Source organism: Ensifer sp. ENS11, assembly GCF_014851895.1.
Lineage (GTDB): Bacteria > Pseudomonadota > Alphaproteobacteria > Rhizobiales > Rhizobiaceae > Ensifer > Ensifer canadensis.
In genome coordinates, this window is sequence record NZ_JACVAN010000012.1 from 59,124 (window position 1) to 78,846 (window position 19,723).

General features: G+C 63.5%; 17 protein-coding genes. All 17 read left to right on the forward strand.

Annotation, left to right across the window (positions count from 1 at the left end; genetic code table 11):
- Positions 1-24 precede the first annotated feature (24 nt).
- The 17 genes from IB264_RS21540 (at position 25) to IB264_RS21620 (ending at position 19,714) form a co-directional block, all read left to right on the forward strand.
- A complete protein-coding gene (locus tag IB264_RS21540) occupies positions 25-1,131 on the forward strand; it encodes an ABC transporter ATP-binding protein (protein ID WP_057205859.1) in 1,107 nt (368 codons plus the stop codon).
- Positions 1,132-1,222: 91 nt separating this feature from the next.
- Complete coding sequence (locus IB264_RS21545) at positions 1,223-2,104, forward strand: polysaccharide deacetylase (protein WP_057223770.1); 882 nt, start codon at positions 1,223-1,225, stop codon at positions 2,102-2,104.
- Positions 2,105-2,163: 59 nt separating this feature from the next.
- Positions 2,164-2,496, forward strand: a complete 333-nt coding sequence (locus tag IB264_RS21550) for a hypothetical protein (RefSeq protein ID WP_057223772.1) — start codon at positions 2,164-2,166, stop codon at positions 2,494-2,496.
- Complete coding sequence (locus IB264_RS21555) at positions 2,489-3,568, forward strand: GTP-binding protein (RefSeq protein WP_057205863.1); 1,080 nt, start codon at positions 2,489-2,491, stop codon at positions 3,566-3,568. Before IB264_RS21550 ends, IB264_RS21555 begins: the two co-directional genes overlap by 8 nt.
- Positions 3,565-4,785: a PotD/PotF family extracellular solute-binding protein gene (locus IB264_RS21560; protein WP_057212682.1), complete on the forward strand. Its 1,221-nt coding sequence runs from the start codon at positions 3,565-3,567 to the stop codon at positions 4,783-4,785. The genes IB264_RS21555 and IB264_RS21560 overlap by 4 nt, the downstream gene beginning before the upstream one ends.
- Before the next feature lie 11 nt (positions 4,786-4,796).
- Positions 4,797-6,164 (forward strand): amidase, encoded by a 1,368-nt coding sequence (locus IB264_RS21565; RefSeq protein ID WP_057212684.1) that lies wholly within the window; start codon positions 4,797-4,799, stop codon positions 6,162-6,164.
- A gap of 240 nt (positions 6,165-6,404) precedes the next feature.
- Entirely contained in the window at positions 6,405-7,376 is a 972-nt protein-coding gene (locus tag IB264_RS21570; RefSeq protein ID WP_057205869.1) for a helix-turn-helix domain-containing protein, read from the forward strand.
- A 125-nt stretch (positions 7,377-7,501) separates the two neighbouring features.
- Positions 7,502-9,541 carry a hydantoinase/oxoprolinase family protein gene (locus IB264_RS21575; RefSeq protein WP_057205871.1) on the forward strand — a complete coding sequence of 680 codons (2,040 nt, stop codon included), beginning with the start codon at positions 7,502-7,504 and terminating at the stop codon, positions 9,539-9,541.
- Positions 9,534-11,489 (forward strand): hydantoinase B/oxoprolinase family protein, encoded by a 1,956-nt coding sequence (locus tag IB264_RS21580; protein ID WP_057205873.1) that lies wholly within the window; start codon positions 9,534-9,536, stop codon positions 11,487-11,489. The genes IB264_RS21575 and IB264_RS21580 overlap by 8 nt, the downstream gene beginning before the upstream one ends.
- Before the next feature lie 55 nt (positions 11,490-11,544).
- Entirely contained in the window at positions 11,545-11,988 is a 444-nt protein-coding gene (locus IB264_RS21585; protein WP_057223775.1) for a GNAT family N-acetyltransferase, read from the forward strand.
- A gap of 41 nt (positions 11,989-12,029) precedes the next feature.
- Entirely contained in the window at positions 12,030-13,391 is a 1,362-nt protein-coding gene (locus IB264_RS21590; RefSeq protein ID WP_057223777.1) for an aspartate aminotransferase family protein, read from the forward strand.
- Positions 13,392-13,936: 545 nt separating this feature from the next.
- Positions 13,937-15,565, forward strand: coding sequence for an ABC transporter substrate-binding protein (locus IB264_RS21595; RefSeq protein WP_244497439.1), 1,629 nt, complete (start codon positions 13,937-13,939; stop codon positions 15,563-15,565).
- A 20-nt stretch (positions 15,566-15,585) separates the two neighbouring features.
- On the forward strand, positions 15,586-16,569 hold the full coding sequence (locus IB264_RS21600; protein WP_025429674.1) for an ABC transporter permease: 984 nt from the start codon (positions 15,586-15,588) through the stop codon (positions 16,567-16,569).
- Positions 16,566-17,468: an ABC transporter permease gene (locus IB264_RS21605; protein ID WP_025429675.1), complete on the forward strand. Its 903-nt coding sequence runs from the start codon at positions 16,566-16,568 to the stop codon at positions 17,466-17,468. The genes IB264_RS21600 and IB264_RS21605 overlap by 4 nt, the downstream gene beginning before the upstream one ends.
- Positions 17,465-18,280: an ABC transporter ATP-binding protein gene (locus IB264_RS21610; protein ID WP_025429676.1), complete on the forward strand. Its 816-nt coding sequence runs from the start codon at positions 17,465-17,467 to the stop codon at positions 18,278-18,280. Before IB264_RS21605 ends, IB264_RS21610 begins: the two co-directional genes overlap by 4 nt.
- Before the next feature lie 5 nt (positions 18,281-18,285).
- Positions 18,286-19,215 (forward strand): ABC transporter ATP-binding protein, encoded by a 930-nt coding sequence (locus IB264_RS21615; protein ID WP_025429677.1) that lies wholly within the window; start codon positions 18,286-18,288, stop codon positions 19,213-19,215.
- A gap of 22 nt (positions 19,216-19,237) precedes the next feature.
- Positions 19,238-19,714 (forward strand): GNAT family N-acetyltransferase, encoded by a 477-nt coding sequence (locus IB264_RS21620; RefSeq protein ID WP_025429678.1) that lies wholly within the window; start codon positions 19,238-19,240, stop codon positions 19,712-19,714.
- Positions 19,715-19,723 lie beyond the last annotated feature (9 nt).

The window sequence follows — 19,723 nt, forward strand, 5'->3', positions numbered from 1 at the left end:
CGCTATTAGAACCGGAGAACGACCGTGATCTTCGACCTCGAACTCAACAATGTCGGCAAGGTCTACGACAACGGCACCCCCGCCGTGATCGATTTCAACCTGTCGGTTTCCAAGGGCGAGTTCATCGCGTTCCTCGGCCCGTCCGGCTGCGGAAAGACGACGACGCTGCGCATGATCGCCGGCTTCGAGCAGATCTCTTCCGGCGAGATGCTGATCAAGGGCAAGCGTATGAACGACATCCGGCCGGAACACCGGCCGACGTCGATGATCTTTCAGAGCTACGCGCTCTTTCCGCACATGACCGTGCGCCGCAATGTCGGCTACGGGCTCGACGTCAAGGGCATGGCCAAAGCCGAACGCGACGCCAAGGTCGATCGTATCCTGGCAACGCTTGGGCTCGAGGACATCGCCGAGAAGAAGCCGGACCGGCTCTCCGGCGGCCAGCGCCAGCGCATCGCGCTTGCCCGCGGTCTTGTCGTTGAACCGGATATTCTGCTTCTCGACGAGCCGCTGGGCGCGCTCGACGCCAATCTGCGCAAGGCGATCCAGAACGAACTGAAGCTGCTGCAGAAAACGCTCGGCGTCACCTTCGTCTTCGTCACCCATGCGCAGTCCGAGGCGCTCGCGCTTTCCGACCGTATCGTGGTGATGAACCAGGGCAGGGTCGAGCAGATCAGCCCGCCACACCAGCTCTACACCCGGCCAAACACCGCCTTCGTTGCCCAGTTCATCGGCAACAACACGATCTTCCAGGGCGAAGTCGAAGGCGCATCGGACGACCGGACGCTGGTTTCGACGCCGCTCGGGCAGCTTTCCGGCCGGCCGAACGGGGCCCTTTCCAAGCGGTCACGGGTCAATGTCGTCATCCCGGCCGAAGCGATCGAGGTGCATCCGGCGGCCCTGGTTTCGCGTGACCAGATTGCCCATGCGGTCGGCGGCAACGTCGTCAGCGCCAGTGTGCGCCGCTTCGACGTGGTCGGCCATGTATCCCACCTGACGGCGGGACTTGCGGACGGACGCACCGTTTCGCTCGAAGCCCATGTCGACAAGTACCAGCCCGACGCCTTCCCCGTAGGCGCGGACATTCTTTTGAGCTGGCAGCCGGGCGAAGCCACGGTCATCCCAGCCTGATCACGCGAGCGGGATGAGGAACAATGTGTGCGGTTTTCCGCCCGCATCCCGCTCTGACTTACGAGAAGAGAAAACACGAAGGAGACATACCATGGCCAAGGAAATCCTCTGCAGCTTCGGCGTCGACGTCGACGCGGTCGCCGGCTGGCTCGGGTCCTACGGGGGCGAGGATTCGCCCGACGATATCTCGCGCGGCCTTTTTGCCGGCGAGGTCGGCAGCCCGCGACTGTTGAAACTGTTCGAACGCTTCGGCATCAAGACCACCTGGTTCATTCCCGGCCACTCGATCGAGACATTCCCGGAACAGATGCAGGCTGTGGCGGACGCCGGCCACGAAATCGGCATTCACGGCTACACCCATGAAAACCCGATCGCCATGACGCGCGAGCAGGAGACCGAAGTCCTCGACAAGAGCATCGATCTCGTCACCAAGCTCTCGGGCAAGTGCCCGACCGGCTATGTCGCGCCATGGTGGGAGTTCTCCAACGTCACCAACGAGCTGCTGCTGGAACGCGGGATCAAGTACGATCACTCGCTGATGCATGACGACTTCACGCCCTATTATGTCCGCGTCGGCGACAAGTGGACGAAGATCGACTACTCCAAGAAGCCGTCCGAATGGATGGTGCCGCTGCAGCGCGGCAAGGAGACCGATCTCATCGAAATTCCGGCCTCCTGGTATCTCGATGACCTGCCGCCGATGATGTTCATGAAGAAGGCCCCGAACAGCCACGGCTTCGTCAATCCGCGCGACATCGAGCAGATGTGGCGTGATCAGTTCGACTGGGTCTATCGCGAGATGGACTATGCGGTTTTTCCGATTACGATCCATCCTGATGTTGCCGGGCGGCCGCAGGTGCTGATGATGCTGGAGCGGCTCTATGCCCACATGATCAAGCATCCGGGCGTGAAGTTCGTGACCATGAACGAGATCGCCGACGATTTCGCCAAGCGCTTCCCGCGCAAGAAGTGAGCGACTGACGGGGGCGGTCCGAGCGCCGTCCCCGCTTTTTACACCGATTGGATCAAACGATGTGCTCTCTCTGCGGCGTCCTTGGAGGCAACGAACACTGGGCCGATGCGGTGGCGCGGCCAGGCGTCTATACCCGCAATGTCGAGCGCATCGATCGAAGGCGCGAGCGCGCCAACCGGGTGCGCATCGCCAACACAATGCTGGCGCGCTTCGGTCTGACAATCTCGGATTGGCAGGGCGCGTCCTTCGTGTTGTCCACACGGACGGGCAAGACTGAGATCATCGAGGATCTCGGTCATCTCTGGCCGGCCGCCGAACGGCTTTGCGGCCGTCCCTGCGATCCGCTCGATGTGGCCCTGGTTACTGCTGCTGAGGCCGCGATCGATGACTGAGCCGCAGATCCCGCTGCTGACCCCGATCAACCTGCTCACGGGCTTCCTCGGCTCCGGCAAGACGACTCTGCTTGCGCGACTGCTCGCCGATCCGGCTCTTTCGGATGCAGCGGTCCTCATCAACGAATTCGGAGAGGTCGGGCTCGACCATCATCTTGTCGAGCGCATCGACGATACCATGGTGCTCTTACAATCGGGCTGTCTCTGCTGCACGGTGCGCGGCGAGCTTGCCGATGCCATCAAGGATCTGCATTCGAAGCGGGAGCGCGGGCTGGTTCCGCCTTTCCGCCGCATCGTCGTCGAAAGCACCGGGCTTGCCGATCCGTTCCCGGTGCTGTCGACGATCAAATCCGACCCGGTGCTGCGCCACCATTTCCGCCCGGGCAACGTCATCACCACCGTCGATGCCGTCAACGGGCTCGGCCAACTCGGCACCTATGTCGAATCCAACCGGCAGGCTGCTGTTGCAGACCGGCTGGTCGTCACCAAGGCCGATCTGGCGCTGCCGGCCGATGTCGCCCGTCTTGTCGAGAAATTGCGCAACATCAATCCGGACGCGCCGCTGCTGATGGCGACCGATCTGTCCTTCGCCGTTGCCGAGCTTGTCGACGAGAACCTCGGCCTGCGCGCCGCCGCGCTGCAATCGACCAGCGGTTTCTATTGCGAGGCGCCGGTTCAATTGGCAACGGCGGAAGGCTCCGTGCACCAGTCCGCGGTGACCTCCTTCGTCATGACCGTGGAGCGCGCCATCGACTGGACGGCTTTCGGCCTCTGGCTGACAATGCTGCTCAACCGTCACGGCGAGAAGGTGCTGCGGGTGAAGGGCATTCTCAACATCGCAGGCGAGGAGCGCCCTGTCGCCATTCATGGCGTTCAGCATTTGGTCCACACGCCTGTTCATATGGAGCGCTGGCCGGACGAAGATCGCCGCTCGCGCATCGTGTTTATTGTTGACGGTCTGGATGTCGAACTGCTGAAACGGTCGTTCGAGGCTTTTGCCCTCGACCGGTCCTCCGTCGAGGATGCGGCCGTCCCGAAACGCAGTCTTCAGGAACGTCAGTCGTCTTCATGAACAAGCACCTGCCTGACCAAGCGACGATGGCGACGCCATCCCTCCATCTCTCCGGTCGCCCACGCCTGCGCGTGCTTGGCACGGCGATTTCTCTGCTCGAGGAGTTGCGGGTTCGCGCCGAGGCCGATCTCGGCATCGAGGTCGTATTCGACAACAACGACTTCCTGACCACTCAGCACAAGGCGGCGCAGGAGCCGGATAGTTACGACATCTACGACCAGTGTTTCCATAATCTGGATATCGTCTGGTACTGGCGGGCGATCCAGCCGATCGAGATTGGCCGCATCGCGCTCTGGGACCAGATCAACGATCTGACGAAGACCGGCCATATCGGCCCGAATGCCAGGCTGGGGCAGGGGGATGCGCCGGTCAAGAAGCTGTTCGTGCAGCCCAATCTCGAACTGGGCGACACGCCGTCGAGCACGATCTCGATGCTGCCGACGACGCATAATTTCGACAGCTTCGCCTACAGGACCGACGTTGCCCCCAATACGGTTTCGATGAACAGCTGGGCGGCGCTGCTCGACGAGCGCTGGGCCGGACGCGCAGCCCTCGTCGACGAGCCGGCGATCGGTATCTTCGATGCAGCCCTTGCCGCGCAGGCATCCGGCCTGATGTCGTTCGACAATATCGGCGCCATGACTGTTGACGAGATCGACCGGCTGATCGGGCTCCTGGAAGAGCGCAAGAAGAATGGTTACTTCCGCGCCTTCTGGCGGACGGCCGAGGATGCAGCGCGGCTGATGGTGCGCGGCGAGACCGATATCCAGAGCATGTGGTCGACGGGCATCAGCATCCTCAACGGCCAGGGCGTTCCGGTGGAACAGGCGGTGCCGGCTGAGGGATATCGTGCCTGGCATGGCGGCCTGTGTCTCGCACGCCATCTGTCGGGCCGCATGCGCGACGTCGCCTATGAGTATCTCAACTGGTGGATATCCGGCTGGCCGGGCTCGGTCGTGGCGCGGCAAGGCTACTACATCTCGACGCCGGAGCGTTCGAGGCAATTCATGTCGGTGGCCGAATGGGACTACTGGTACGGCGGCCTGCCGGCGGCATGCGACCTGCCGGGCCCGGACGGCACCATACGCATTCGGGCAGGATCGGTCAGGAGCGGCGGCTCCTACTGGCAGCGCGCCAACTGCATCGCGGTCTGGAATACCACCATGGACGAGCACAATTATCTGGTTCGCCGCTGGATGCAGCTGGTCGAACGATAGAGGGAAACGGGATGACGCAGGACTTCAGTGGACGGTCGATCGCGCAGCTGTCAGTGCTGCTGCAGTCCGGTGCGCTCGATCCGCGTGAGCTGACACGCTGGACGCTTGAGCGGATCCGCAGTCACGACGACCAAGCGATCTTCACCACGATTCTGCCGGAGCGGGCGATGCGGGAGGCGGAGGCCTCCGCCCGGCGCATCGCCGCCGGCCGTTCATTTGGGTTGCTCGACGGAATTCCCGTTGCGTGGAAAGACCTGTTTGCCATCAAAGGCGTGGCGACGACGGCGGGATCGGTGGTGCTGAAGGACGCGCCGGCGGCACAAGAGGACGCGGCGATGGTGACCGCGCTCGGCCATGCCGGCATGGTCAGCGTTGGTCGCGTCAACATGAGCGAATTTGCCTTCTCCGGGCTCGGCATCAACCCGCATTACGGCACGCCGCGCAATCCGCGGGCGCGCGATGTCGACCGCCTGCCGGGCGGTTCGTCCTCCGGCTCCGGTGCCGCCGTAGCCGCCGACCTCGTGCCGGTTTCGATCGGCACGGATACGGGCGGATCCATCCGCATTCCGGCCGCCTTCAACGGTATCGTCGGCTACAAGGCGACGCGCGGCCGCTATTCCATGCGTGGCGTCTTTCCGCTCGCCAAGAGCCTCGATTCGCTCGGTCCCCTCTGCCGGACGGTGCAGGACGCCGTCTGGGTCGATGCGGCGATGCGAGGTCTGCCCGCGCCGGAAATCCGGCGGGGCAGTCTCGATGGCCTGTCGCTCGTGGTGCCGACAACGGTGGTTTTCGACGGTGCCGAAGACGGTGTCGTTTCCGCTTTCGAAGCCGGACTCGGGCGGCTGGAGCGCGCCGGCGCCCGTGTGCGCCGCCAGCCGTTTCCGGCATTCGAGCGCATTTTCGAGACCATGGCGCGGCACGGACCGCTGGTCACGGCCGAGGCCTTCGCGCTCCATCGCGACCGGCTCGAAGGGTCGCAGGCGGCATCGATGGACCAGCGCGTCGTGGCACGGGCCCGGCTCGGGCAAAACATAAGCCTCTCCGATTATGTCGAGACGCTAAACACGCGGGAGGCGCTGATCGCCGAGATCGCCGCCCATATTGGGTCGAACGAGCTTGTCGCTTATCCCACCGTTGCCCATGTGGCGCCACCCACGGCGCCGCTTCTCAATGACGACGCCCTGTTCGTCGAAACCAACGCCCGGACCCTGCGCAACACCTCGATCGGCAATTTCCTTGACTGGTGCGGCGTCTCACTACCGTGCGGCATTGGCGCCGCCGGTATGCCGGTCGGCCTGCTGCTTTCCGCCCAGCCGCATCACGATGCGCATCTGTTGTCGATGGCGCTTGCGGCCGAGGCAATCGTTCGTGCCGATTGAGGGGCAGGTCGCTCGGAAACTACGCCTACCGACAAGAGCGAGCGCACTTTGCGACTAGCCGGGGCGGGAAAGAGATAGTCTACTGCTTGACGACCTTCCGGAAACGCCGGTCGCAAAGGCCCTGAAGAGGCCGCGACATTCAAGGCAGCCGGTCAGGAAGAATAGGCCGCGATCGGCCGTCGCCTTGGCAACACGGGAACAGCTGAAGCAGACGGACGGCGGACTGGATGGGAGCTTCGCATGGACGTGAGTTATTCCACGGCAGGCACGGTTGCGTTCGAGCGCAAGCGCTATTGGGACGAGGCGGTATCGAGCACCTACTTCCCGCTCGATCTGCGCTTCCAGAACTCGGCGGAGTTTTCCGGCGAGTTGAACGTCTGGGATCTCGGCGCGGTATCGCTGTCGCGGCTTGAATCCGACGGGCTGCTCTATCGCCGACAGAAACGGCACCTGCTGCATGAGCGCGAAGAAAGCTATCTGATCACCGTGCCGGAGACGGCGGAGATCAGCTTCGAGCAGGCCGGTAAGGCAGTGCGCTGCAAGCCGGGGGCCTTCCTCGTCGAGCGCAGCCATCTGCCGTACGAATTCAGCTATACGGCCAAGAACACGCTCTGGGTGCTGAAGGTGCCGATTGCCACGCTGCGTCCGCGTGTCGGCCTTCCCGAACGTATCGCGTCGCTCAGCTTCGATTCCACCCGTGGCACCGGCGCATTGTTCGTCGACATGATCCGGCTTGTTGCGCCGCGGCTTGTCGAGATGGATGCGCCCGCCCGCGACATGACCGGCAAGCACCTGGTCGATATCCTCGCGATGTCGCTGATCTCCGACGAACGCATGCTGACGTCGGACGCAGGCTCGGTTCAGGTCGGCCACCTGCATCGCGTCGAGAGCTACATTCGCGCCAATCTCGCCCGGGCCGATCTCGGTCCGCAGGTGATCGCCGATGCCTGCGGCATCTCGGTGCGCTACCTGCACCAACTGATGAAGAGGCAGGGCACGTCCGTGTGCCATTGGATCCGGGTCCAGCGGCTTCTGCGCTGCGACGAGATGCTGCGCGATCCCACCTGCCGCAAGCTGGTTTCGGAAATCGCCTATGCACTCGGCTTCAGCGACCACGCGCAGTTGAGCCGCCACTTCAAGGCGCATTTCGGCTACAGCCCGAGCGAAGCGCGCGAGCGCTCCCATCTGACGAGCCCGAGCAGCCCCGGCTGAGCCGGACGGCGACAAACCCCAGACAGACGTGAGGCGGTCGCACGCCCGACCGGGCGAAGGGCGAAGCCTTGCCCGATTTTCAACGGATGCCCGCTTTTAAACGGATGAAAGACAGGAGACGGATTTTGCAGAACCTTCGAGTTGCGGTCGATGTCGGTGGCACCTTTACCGACATCTGCATCATGGACGAGACCACGGGCCGGATCCGGGTCGAAAAGACGTCGTCCTCCGCCGATCCGATCGACGGGATCATGTCTGGCGTCGAAAAAGCCGGCATCGACCTGTCGAAGGTGGCGCTGTTTTCGCATGGCACCACCGTTGCCACCAACGCCCTGATCACGCGGCGCCTGCCGCGCACGGCGATGGTTTGCACGAGAGGTTTCCGCGACGTCATCGAGATCCGCCGCGCCAACAAGGAAGACCTCTGGGATACCTACAAGGACGTAGTGCCGCCCTATGTGCCGCGGCGCGACCGGTTGGTGGTGACGGAGCGTGTCGACGCGCAGGGCGGGATCGTCGCCACGCTCGACGAAGACGAGGCCCGGGAGGTCGCACGCATTCTCAAGCGCCGCAATGTCGCGGCCGTCGCCGTCTGCTTCATGAACGCCTTCATGAACGGCGCCAACGAGCGCCGCATGAAGGAAATCTTGATGGAGGTGATGCCCGGCGTGCCGGTGTCGACCTCGTCGGAAGTCCTGCCCGAGATCTTCGAGCATGAGCGGTTCTCCACGACCGTCGCCAATGCGGCCTTAAGCCCCGTTGTCGTCGACTATACATCGCGGCTCGGCAAGCGGCTGCAGCAGGAAGGCTATGAACGCGATCTTCTGCTTTTGCACACAGGCGGTGGGGTAATGACCCCGAAGAGCGTCGAGGACTTTGCCGCACGGCTTGCCGGTTCCGGCATTGCTGCCGGTGCTATCGCCAGCAAATACATCGCCGAGCTCTGCGGCTTCCGCAATTCGATCGGGCTCGACATGGGCGGCACATCGACCGACGTGTCGCTCGCCTATGACGGCCAGTCGCGCATCACCAAGGACTGGTTCATCGAATTCGGCTATCCGATCCGCTTCTCCTCGATCGAGGTTCTGACGATCGGTGCCGGCGGCGGGTCGCTCGCCTGGACCGACGAGGCGGGATCGCTGCGCAACGGTCCGCAATCGGCCGGCGCCAGTCCGGGCCCTGCCTGCTACGCCAAGGGCAACCGCCAGCCGACCAACACCGACGCCAATGTCGTGCTCGGTCGCCTCGGTACCAGCCTTGCCGGCGGCAAGATCACGCTTGACGCGAACCTTGCCCTCGAGGCCGTCCGCGAAGGGGTCGCCGAGCCGTTCGGGCTAGAGCCGCATGCGGCCGCCGATGCGATCATCCGTGTTGCCAATGCCAATATGTCGGACGCGGTGCGGCTGATCTCGATCAGCCGTGGGTACGATCCACGCGATTTTGCGCTCGTCGCCTTCGGCGGTGCCGGAGCCCTGCATGGCGCGGCGATCGCTCGCGAACTGTCGATCCCCGCGGTCATCGTTCCGCCGAACCCCGGCGTCACTTCGGCGCTCGGCTGCCTGCTCGTCGACATGCAGCACGATTTTTCCGAAAGCTACCTGAAGGCGGCCGCCGACGCCGACGCAACGGCGATCGAAGAGGCCTTCCTCCGCCTCGAACAGGAAGCATCGGAGCGGCTTGCCCATGAAGGTGTCGCGGCTAAGGACGTGGTGCTCCAGCGCAGCATCGACATGATGTATCTCGGGCAGTGGCGTTCGCTCTCCGTCACCGCACCAGCGCCGGTCACCGACATCGCGCCGCTGGTCGAAGCCTTCCACCGTGAGCATCAGCGCGAATACAATTTCCGTCGCGACGAAACGCCGGTCAGCCTGTTCCGCATCAACTTGAAGGCCGTCGGCATGGTGCCGAAGGCGTCGCTGGCACGCCACGAGCCGACGGGAGTGATCCCCGAGCCGAAGACGCGGCGGAGCGTATGGTTTGAAGCCGAGGCCGCGCTCAATACGCCCGTCTACGATCGCGAAACCTTGCCCGCAGGGTTCGTCTTCAAGGGCCCTGCCATCGTCGAGCAACTCGATTCGACCGTCGTCGTCCCGCCGGGAACGACCGCGGAAGTGGACACCTATCTCAACATCATCATCCGCATCGAAGGTGAAGCGAATGTCTGAACAGCAAAACCTTGACCCGGTGACCTTCGAGGTCCTGAAGAACTCCTTCATCACCAGCGTCGATCAGATGGCCGAGCAGATCCTGAGAACCTGCTATTCCTTTGTCATCTACAACCGCGACTTCTCCAGTGCCCTTCACGATGCCGAAGGCAATTCGGCCGCTCAGGGCAACCAAGACATCGCGGTGCATGTCGGCACCCTGCATTTCACCTGCAAGGACGTCATCCGCGCCTTCGATGGCGACATGCATCCCGGCGACGTCTACGCCATCAACGATCCCTATGCCGGCGGCACGCATTTCAACGACGTCCGGCTGATCCGGCCGATCTTCGTCGACGGCAGGATCATCGCCTTCAGCCAGTCGAACGGACACTGGTCGGATCTCGGCGGCAGCGTCCCAGGCTCCTTTGATGTCGCCGCCAAGGAGATGTTCAGGGAGGGGATGCGCATCACCCCGATCCGCCTGTTCGACAAGGGGCGGTTCTGCAAGGATGTCGCCCACCTCATCGCTTCCAACACCCGCGACCCCGCCTCGATCATCGGCGACATCCATGCCCAGGCGCAGGCGACCCAGGTCTGCGAGCGCGAGATCCTGCGGCTGGTCGGCAAATACGGCGAGGGCACGGTGAAACAGGGGCTCGGCGCCGTGCAGGACTATGTCGAGCGCGCCATGCGCCAGCGGATCGCCGCACTGCCGGACGGCGAATGGGAAACGCAGGACTTCATCGACCGTGATCCGGCGGGCAACGAGGGCATGATCCCGATCAAGGTCAAGCTGACGATTAGGGGTGACCGGGCGATCTACGACTTCACCGGCAGCCACCCGACCATCGGCTCGATCTACAATTCCGCCTTCGGCGCGACCTTCTCGGCGGTCGCCGCGGGGATGAAGACCTTCTTCCCCGACCTGCCGCTCAACAGCGGCTTCTACCGGGTGTTCGAAATCATCGCGCCCGAAGGCTCGATCGTCGATGCGAAGTGGCCGGTGGCCGTCACCGGCTTCCTCATGCCCTTCGAGAAGATCATGAACGCGATCTACGAGATCTGGTCGAAGATCATCCCGGAGCGCGCCATCGCCTGTGCCTTCAACCTCGAATACCTGCTGACCGGCGGGCGTGATGCACGCGCCGCGGAAAAGCCGATCTTCATGTTCTACGACTGGCTTCCCGGCGGTTGGGGCGGGCGCAACGGCATGGACGGCTGCAATGTGACGACGGCCTGCTTCGGAACCGGCCTGATGGCCCAGCCGGTCGAGGGACAGGAACGGGCAAATCCGATCCTGACCACCGAGTTCGAGGTGCTGACGGATTCTGCCGGCCCCGGAAAGTGGCGCGGCGGTGCCGGTGTGCTCAAGACTTCCCGCATGCTCGAAGCCGAAAATACCGTCATTTCCTATATCTGCGACCGCGAGCGCGCCATCGTTTGGGGCATCGAGGGCGGGCTGCCGTCGATGCCGCACGGGCTAACGCTGACCCGTGAAAAGACCGGCAAGACGGAATGGCTCGGCGCTACTTTCTCCGATGTGGCAATCGAGGCGGGGGACGTCTTCTCGCGCCCGACCGCGGGCGGCGGCGGCTTCGGCGATCCGCTCGAGCGCGATCCGCAACGGGTGCTGGCCGATGTCATCGACGACTACGTCTCGGTCGAGCGGGCGGCGAAGGATTATGGCGTCGTCATCGATCCCGTCGATCCGGAAATCTGCGCCTACGAGATCGATGCCACCGCGACGGCCGAACTGCGGCGACAGATCCGGGCAGACCGGTTGGGTTGGCTGGGCGCAGATCCGGCCGAGGTCTCGGCAAAGTTCAAGGCGGGGGAAATCAATGCGCTCGACGCGGTGCGCCGCTATGCCGTGATCCTCGACTGGGATACGGGCGATCTGCTACCCGTCTCCACCGAACAGTTTCGCAACATGTATCGCAAACGCTCAGTGGCTGCCTGGCAGTAGCAACGCAAATGCTTGGTGGGTGGGCGGTTCGCCTACCCGAATACGGGGGGATGTCATGGCGGGTGTTACGATCGTTGCGGCCGCTGAGGCCGATAGGTCCGCATGGAACGAGCTTCATGCGGGATTTGCCGCCTTCTACGGGGTTGATCAGACCGACGAGATGCGGGATCGGGTGTGGAGCTGGATCCGCGACGGCCAGCTCGAATGCCGGCTGGCGCTCGATGGCTCGGGTCGCCCGATCGGGTTGACCCATTTTCGCGAATATATCCGGCCGCTGATGGCGGCGCGCGGGGGTTTTCTCGACGATCTCTTCGTTGCGCCCGAGGCGCGCGGCAGCGGCGCAGCACCGGCGCTGATCCGCGCCGTTGCCGATATCGGGCGAGAGCGCGGCTGGTCCGTCATCCGCTGGATCACGCGCGACAACAACTACCGGGCTCGCGGCCTTTATGATCAGCTGGCCACCAGAACGGATTGGCTGACCTATGATATCGCCTTGTAACCACGCACCAGAGTGATCATGCATCAAAACGGGAGACGCCGATGACCGCACAGCCTAATTCCACCGAAGCGCGGGACATGGCCTACCATCTCCATTCCTACACCAATCCGCGCAAGCTGGAGCGGGAAGGGCCGCTGATCATCGACCGCGGCGAGGGCATCCACGTCTTCGACAGCAGCGGCAAGCGCTATATCGAGGGCATGGCCGGGCTTTGGAGCGTGGCCGTCGGCTTCGGCGAGAAACGGCTGGTCGAAGCCGCGCGCAGCCAGATGGCGAGGCTACCCTACTATCATACCTTCTCGCAGAAATCGCACGGGCCGGTGGCGGATCTGGCGGAGAAGCTGGTCGGCATGGCGCCGGTGCCGATGCCGATGTCCAAGGTTTACTTCGCCAACTCCGGATCCGAGGCGAACGATACAGCGATCAAGCTGGTCTGGTATCGCTCCAACGCGCTAGGCAAACCGGAAAAGAAAAAGATCATCTCGCGCATCAAGGGTTACCACGGCGTGACGGCGCTGAGCGCCAGCCTGACGGGCCTCCCCAACAACCATCGATCGTTCGATCTGCCGTTTCCCAACATCCTGCACACGACCTGCCCGCATTATCGCACCGGTGCGGAGCCGGGGCAGGATGAGCTTGCCTTTTCGCGCTGCTGTGCAGAAGAGCTGGAGGCGCTCATCCTCGAGGAGGGGCCGGAGACGATCGCCGCCTTCATCGGCGAGCCGGTTATGGGGGCCGGCGGCGTCATCGTTCCGCCGGAGGGCTATTGGGCGGCCATCCAGGACGTGCTGCGGAAATACGATATCCTGCTGATTGCCGACGAGGTGATCTGCGGTTTCGGGCGCACCGGCAACATGTTCGGATCCGAGACCTTCGGCATGCGGCCGGATATCATGACGCTCTCCAAGCAGCTGTCATCGTCCTATCAGCCGATCGCGGCTCTCATGATCAACGACAACGTCTACGAGCCGATCGCCAATGAGGCAGATCGGATCGGTGCGCTCGGGCATGGATTTACCGCCAGCGGCCATCCGGTCGCCGCTGCAGTCTCGCTCGAAAACCTGGCGATCATCGAGGAGAAGGACCTGGTCGGCAATGTCCGCCGTCTTGCGCCGCATTTCCTCGGTCGGCTCAATGCGCTCGAACGGCATCCGCTGGCTGTCGAAGCGCGCGGCGTCGGCCTCATCGGTGCGCTCGAACTCGAGGCGGCGGATGGGGCGGCCGCAGGCGCAACGGGCGCGCGGGTTGGTGCGATCCTGCAGAGGAACGGCCTGATCTGCCGCAACATCGGCGATTCCATCGCCTTCTGCCCGCCGATGATCATCACCGCCGCCGAGATCGACGAGATGTTCGATATCGTCGAGGCGAGCCTTGAGCAACTCGGTAGGCAGGCGGCGGCATAAGCATCCCGGCATCGGGCCCGCATCATAGTGCGGGCTCACGGTACGCCGGGCTGCGGGCGTCTTCACGACGACGAAATCAGGAACGCCAGAGGCCGCCATGACGTGGCGACCATACCTGTGAGCCATCGCCCTTCGATCAGAACCGATATCCGACGAACAGCGACCCGGTCGGCTGCAGCTCGCGCTCGACAGTCCCGTTTGCCGTACCCCCAAGTCGCTGCAATCGCAGAGATCTTGATGGCTGCGATGCCTTCATTGAGCCGGCTTCCAGCCATTGGCATCCGCGCCGCCGGCGATCGAAGCCTCAGCAATGATGCCTGTCCTCGACCGCTTCTTCATCCTTAGTCGTAGCGAAAAGACGCAGATTGACACGCGTTCAATCCTGGACATATCATTAAGTCAAATTACTTGACTTATTAAATGCGTCATCGAAACCTGGAGGGGAGTTCGTCATGCCGGCAGTCGAGGAAATGCGGTCCAGACCAATTGTAACGGGGACCGGAAACATCATCAGCAGAGTTTCGGCAAGGGTGTTCGGCGGGGTCATGGCCGCGTCATTCGCCATGCTTGCAGCGGGCCAGGCGCAGGCCGAGTCCGTTCTGACCATGCATATCGAAGAGCAGACGAGCTGGGTGCAGAACTTCAACCCGTTCGACCTGGGCGGGCGGCGCCAAAGCACCATGGACTTCGTCTATGAGCCGCTCGTGATCTTCAACGACTATGACAGCGGCAAGCCGGTCTGGCGGCTGGCAACCGGCTACAAGTTTGCCGACGATCTGAAGTCGATCACCTATACGCTGCGCGATGGCGTCAAGTGGTCGGATGGCAAGCCGCTGACATCGGCCGACATGAAATTCACCCTCGAACTGATGCTCAAGAACCCGGCGGTCGACATCGTCGGCGTCGGCGAGAGTGTCGCTTCGGTCGAGGCGGTGTCGCCCACGGAGGTCAAGATCAACCTCAAGGGCGTCGATACACATTTCCCGGAATCGCTCGCCGACTTTCCTGTCGTGCCCGAGCATATCTGGAAGGATGTTGCCGATCCGCTCGCCTTCAAGAACGAGAAGCCTGTTGGTTCCGGCCCGATGACCGAGATCCGCCGCTTCACGCCGCAGGTCTACGAGCAATGCCGCAATCCCAACTACTGGGACGCAGCGACCCTGAAGGTCGATTGCCTGAAACTGCCGCAGATTGCCGGCAATGACCAGATGCTGGCGCTTCTGCCCGAGGGGGGCCTTGACTGGTTCGGCTCGTTCCTGCCGCAGATCGACAAGACCTATGTCGGCCTCGACCCGGAGCACAATGCCTATTGGCAGCCACCGGCCGAAACGGTTTCCTTCCAGATGAACCTCAAGTCGGCCAATGCCGGCAACGCCGAAGCCTTCAACGACATGACCTTCCGCCGCGCCTTCAGCCTGGCGATGGATCGCGTTTCCATGGTCGACATTGCCGGCTTCGGCTATCCCGTCGTCAATGCGCATGCGAGCGGCCTGCCGCCTCGCTTTGATAGCTGGCGCAACAAGGCGGCCGAGGGCGCCCAGGACGAATGGCTCGCCTACGACATCGACAGGGCCAACAAGCTGCTCGACGATGCCGGCTACAAGAAGGACGGCGAAGGGTTCCGCACGACGCCGAGCGGCAAACCCATCACCTTCCCGATCATCGTCCCCAACGGCTGGACCGACTGGATCGATGCGGTCCAGATCGCCACCGAAGGCCTGCGCAAGATCGGGATCAATGCTTCGGTGGCCACGCCCGAATACGAGCAATGGCAGAAGCAGATCCTCGACGGCTCATTCGAGGCCGTGATGAATTCGCGCGCCGACGGGCCGACCCCCTTCCGCGGCTATTTCCAATCGCTGTCGACCGCCTTCGGCGGACGGATCACCAGCGCGCCTTCGCGCTACTCCAATCCGGAACTCGACGAGGTGTTTGACGCATATCGCCGGGCGACGACGGACGAGGACCGCAAGAAGCTGTTCGACCAGGTGCAGCTGATCGTTGCCGACAATCTGCCCGTCGTTCCCGTCTTCAACGGTCCGACCTGGTACCAGTTCTCGACCAAGCGCTTCACCGGATGGGTCTCGAAGGAAGAGCCCGCGATGAACCCCGAGGATCACGACAACAACCGCATGCGGTTGATGCATCTGTTGCGGCTGAAGCCGGCCGAATAGGCTCAGGGAAGGGCTGACTGATGCGACTTCCTCGCCGACGGCTTGCCGTCTACTGCGTCGCGTTCCTGTTTGCGATCGTGATGAACTTTGCGGTTCCCCGGTTGATGCCGGGTAGCCCCGTCGACAGCATGATCGCCCAGCTCGGACCGCGGGCAACGCCCGCGGCGATCGAGGCGATCAAGGCGCGGTTCGGCGCCATCGAACAGCCGATGTGGCAACAGTTCGTCGACTACATAGTCGGGCTGGCGCATTTCGATCTCGGCGTATCGGTGAAGTACTACCCGCAAACGGTGCTCGAGGTTCTCGGGCGGTCGGCCGGCTGGACGGCGTTCCTGGTGGTAACCGCAATCGTCTTTTCGCTGTCGATCGGGGTCTCGCTTGGAGCCTTGGCAGCCTGGCGTCGCGGCGGCCGGTTCGACAGCTTCGTCTCGCCGTTCTCGGTGGTGATGATCGCTGTGCCGCCCGTGATCATCGCGCTGGCGACGCTGTTCATCTTCGGCGTCACCCTTCGCCTGCTGCCGGTCGGCTATGCCTACGATCCGAGCCTCGATCCGGGGTTCAATTTCACTTACTTCGGCAGTGTCTTTCTGCATGCGATCATGCCGGTGCTGACGCTCTCTCCCTACCTGATCGGCGAGTTCCAGACGACCATGCGCTCCAGCATGATCTCCGTGCTCGGCGAGGATTATGTCACCATGGGTCGCGCCAAGGGGCTGTCCGAATCCGCTGTCATGTTCGGCTATGCCGCCCGCAATGCCATGCTGCCGGTGCTGACCAACCTCGCGCTGATGCTCGGCGCCGTGTTCGGCGGATCGATCGTGACCGAAATCGTCTTCAATTATCCCGGCCTCGGCCTCACGCTCTATACCGCCAGCGTCGCGCGCGACTATCCCGTCATCCAGGGGCAGCTGCTGTTAATGACGATGGCCACGCTCGGGGCAAACCTGCTTGTCGACATTCTCTACGGCGTCGTCGACCCGCGTATCCGGGAGGGGCGCGCATGACCTCGGGTCTTACATTGTTATGGCGGCAGAAGAAGGCCGTTGCCGGTCTCGCCATCATCGTCGCGCTTTGCCTGATGGCGCTTCTGGCGCCGCTGATCGCCCCCGGCGATCCCGGCGAACGGGTCGGGCGCTCGCATCAGCCGCCAACGGTCGAGCATGTCTTCGGCACCACCAAGATGGGGCGCGACGTCTATTCCCAATTCGTCTGGGGTGCACGTCCGTCGCTCGCCGTCGGTTTTGCGACCGGCCTTGCGATCACAGCACTCGGCACGATCGTCGGGCTGGTGGCCGGCTATTTCGGCGGGCGCACCGATGCCACGCTCGATCTCGCGACCAACGCCGTGCTGGTCATTCCCAACATACCGCTGCTGATCCTGCTCGCGTCCTTCGCCGGCACGGTCGGGCCGCTGGCGATCATGGCGATCATCGCGCTCACCTCCTGGCCTTGGGGCGCCCGCATGACCCGCTCGCAGACTTTGGCGCTGCGCAACCGCGAATTCGTCGTTGCCGCCCGCATGGTCGGCGAGCCGCACTGGCGGGTGATCTTTGTCGAGATCCTGCCCAACCTCGTGCCGTTGATCGGCATCAACGTCGTCGGCAGCATCATCTACGCCATCGTCGCCCAGACGACGCTCGAATATCTCGGCTTCGGCGATCCGCTGCGCGTCACCTGGGGCACGATGCTCTACAACGCCCAGAACTCGTCGGCGATCATCATCGGCGCCTGGTGGGATATCGGTGCGCCGGCGGCCGGCATCGCGCTGGTCGGGCTCGGCCTCGCGCTTCTCAATTTCACTTTCGACGAGATTGCCAATCCGCAGCTTCGTTCCGGCCCTGCGCTCAGCCGTTGGCTGCGGCTCAACAGGCGGCGTAACCGCGCGCTGGAGGTGGGACGATGAGCGAGCCGCTGCTGCAGGTCCGCAATCTCGATGTCGATTACCTGCTCGACGACGGCGCCTTTCGTGCGGTCAGGAACGTTTCCTTCGACATCAACCGCGGTGAGCTGTTCGGACTTGCCGGCGAGTCCGGTTGCGGCAAGAGCACGATTGCCTACGCGATCACCCGCCTGTCGAAACCGCCGGCCTGGGTGGCCGGCGGCGAAATCCTGCTCGAGGGCCGCAACCTGCTGCAGATGCCGGAGACGGCCTTGCAGGACGTACGCTGGCGGCGCATCGGCATGGTGTTCCAAAGCGCGATGAACTCGCTCAACCCGCTGATGCGGGTCGAGGCGCAGTTCCATGACGTGCTGCACCGGCACACCGGCGCGACCCGGGCACAATCACGGGCGCGGGCCGAGGAGATGTTTCGCCTGGTCGGCATCCCGGCCAGCCGGCTCGATGACTATCCGCACCAGTTCAGCGGCGGCATGCGACAGCGCATCGTCATTGCCATCTGCCTTGCGCTCCGGCCCCAGTTGATCATCATGGACGAGCCGACGACGGCGCTCGATGTGGTGGTGCAGCGCGAAATCCTGGAGCAGGTCGTTGATCTTCAGAGCACCCATGGCTTCTCTGTCCTGTTCATCACCCACGACCTGCATCTGATGGCGCAGCTCTGCCATCGCATCGGTGTGATGCTGAAAGGCGAACTGGTCGAGGTCGGCGACGTCCGTCAGATCAGCCGTGCGCCGGCTCACGACTATACCCGCAAGCTCTGGGGCGCCATTCCGCAGCTGCCTGCTTCCGTCAAGAGAGTGGGGGCCGTAGAATGAACGTCATGCCCGTTGCTTCCCCTCTTGCGCCCGTGCCGACGGACGCCATCGTCCAGCTCGATGCGATCACCCGCAGCTTTGGTCACGTCGAGGCGCTGCGCGGTATCTCGCTGGCGTTGAGACCGGGGCGGGCGCTGGCGCTGGTTGGCGAATCCGGCTGCGGCAAGACGACATGCGCCCGCATCATTGCGCGCATGGACGCCCCGACGGCGGGGTCGATGCAATTTCGTGGCCGCGATATCACCGCCACCGGTAGTGCGGCTGCAGAGAAGGCCTATCGCCGCGCGGTGCAGATGGTGTTTCAGGACCCATTCGCCTCACTCAACCCGGTGTTCACGGTCTATCATCATCTGGCAAGACCGCTCGCCCTTCACGGGCATGCCAGGGGCAGGGCGCAATTGCGCGAAGCGGTCGACACGCTCTTGAGCGATGTCGGCCTCGATCCCGGCTTGACCGCACACAAGTTTCCGCACGCGCTTTCCGGCGGACAGCGCCAGCGCGTCAACATCGCCCGGGCGCTTGCGGTTCGGCCCGACGTTCTGGTTGCCGACGAGCCGACATCGATGCTCGACGTCTCGATCCGCCTCGACATCCTCGAACTCTTGGCCGGCATCAAGCGCGATCGCGATCTCGCCATGCTCTACATCACCCACGATATCGCCACCGCCGCGCATATTGCCGAAGACGTCGTCGTCATGTTTGCGGGCCAGATGGTCGAGTGGGGCGCGACGGAAGCCGTGATCGGTGATGCGCGCCACCCCTATACGCAGCTGCTGCTCTCCGCCGTGCCCGACCCGGATCGCCCGTTCGTGCCCGGCGCCAGCGCCCGCTTTCTCGGTCACGCCGAAGAGGTTCGCCGCATCAGCCGGCCGGTCTCGAGCGTGGTCGAACAGGTCGGTCCCAACCACTTCGTGCGCGCACTCGGCGTCGCCTAATTCCAACATCACAGGTTTGCTCATGGATTATCTCGTCAATCTGTCTCTGCTTCGCCCAAAGCCCGACCTCGACCAGCGGATGGATGCGGCAGGGGTGACGATCAGGCGTGCCCTGGCACCCGAGTTCGAGCTGGTGATCGCGTGGGTCCGGGAAAAATTCGGATCGGGCTGGGCCGGCGAGACCGCCGTCGCGCTCACCCGCCAGCCGCCAACCTGCCTTCTCGCCACGCGTGATGGAAAGCTCATCGGCTTTGCCTGTCACGAGGCGATCGCGCGCGGGTTCTTCGGCCCGACCGGCGTCGATGAAGCAGCACGCGGCGAAGGAATAGGCCACGCGTTGCTGCTTGCTTCTTTGCTCGATTTGAAGACGATGGGCTACGCCTATGCCATCATCGGCGATGTTGGTCCGTCGGCGTTTTACGAGCGGACCGTCGGCGCCATGCCAATCCCGAATTCCGCGCCCGGCATTTATGCCGGCATGCTCAAGATCGACGACTAACCCTTCTGG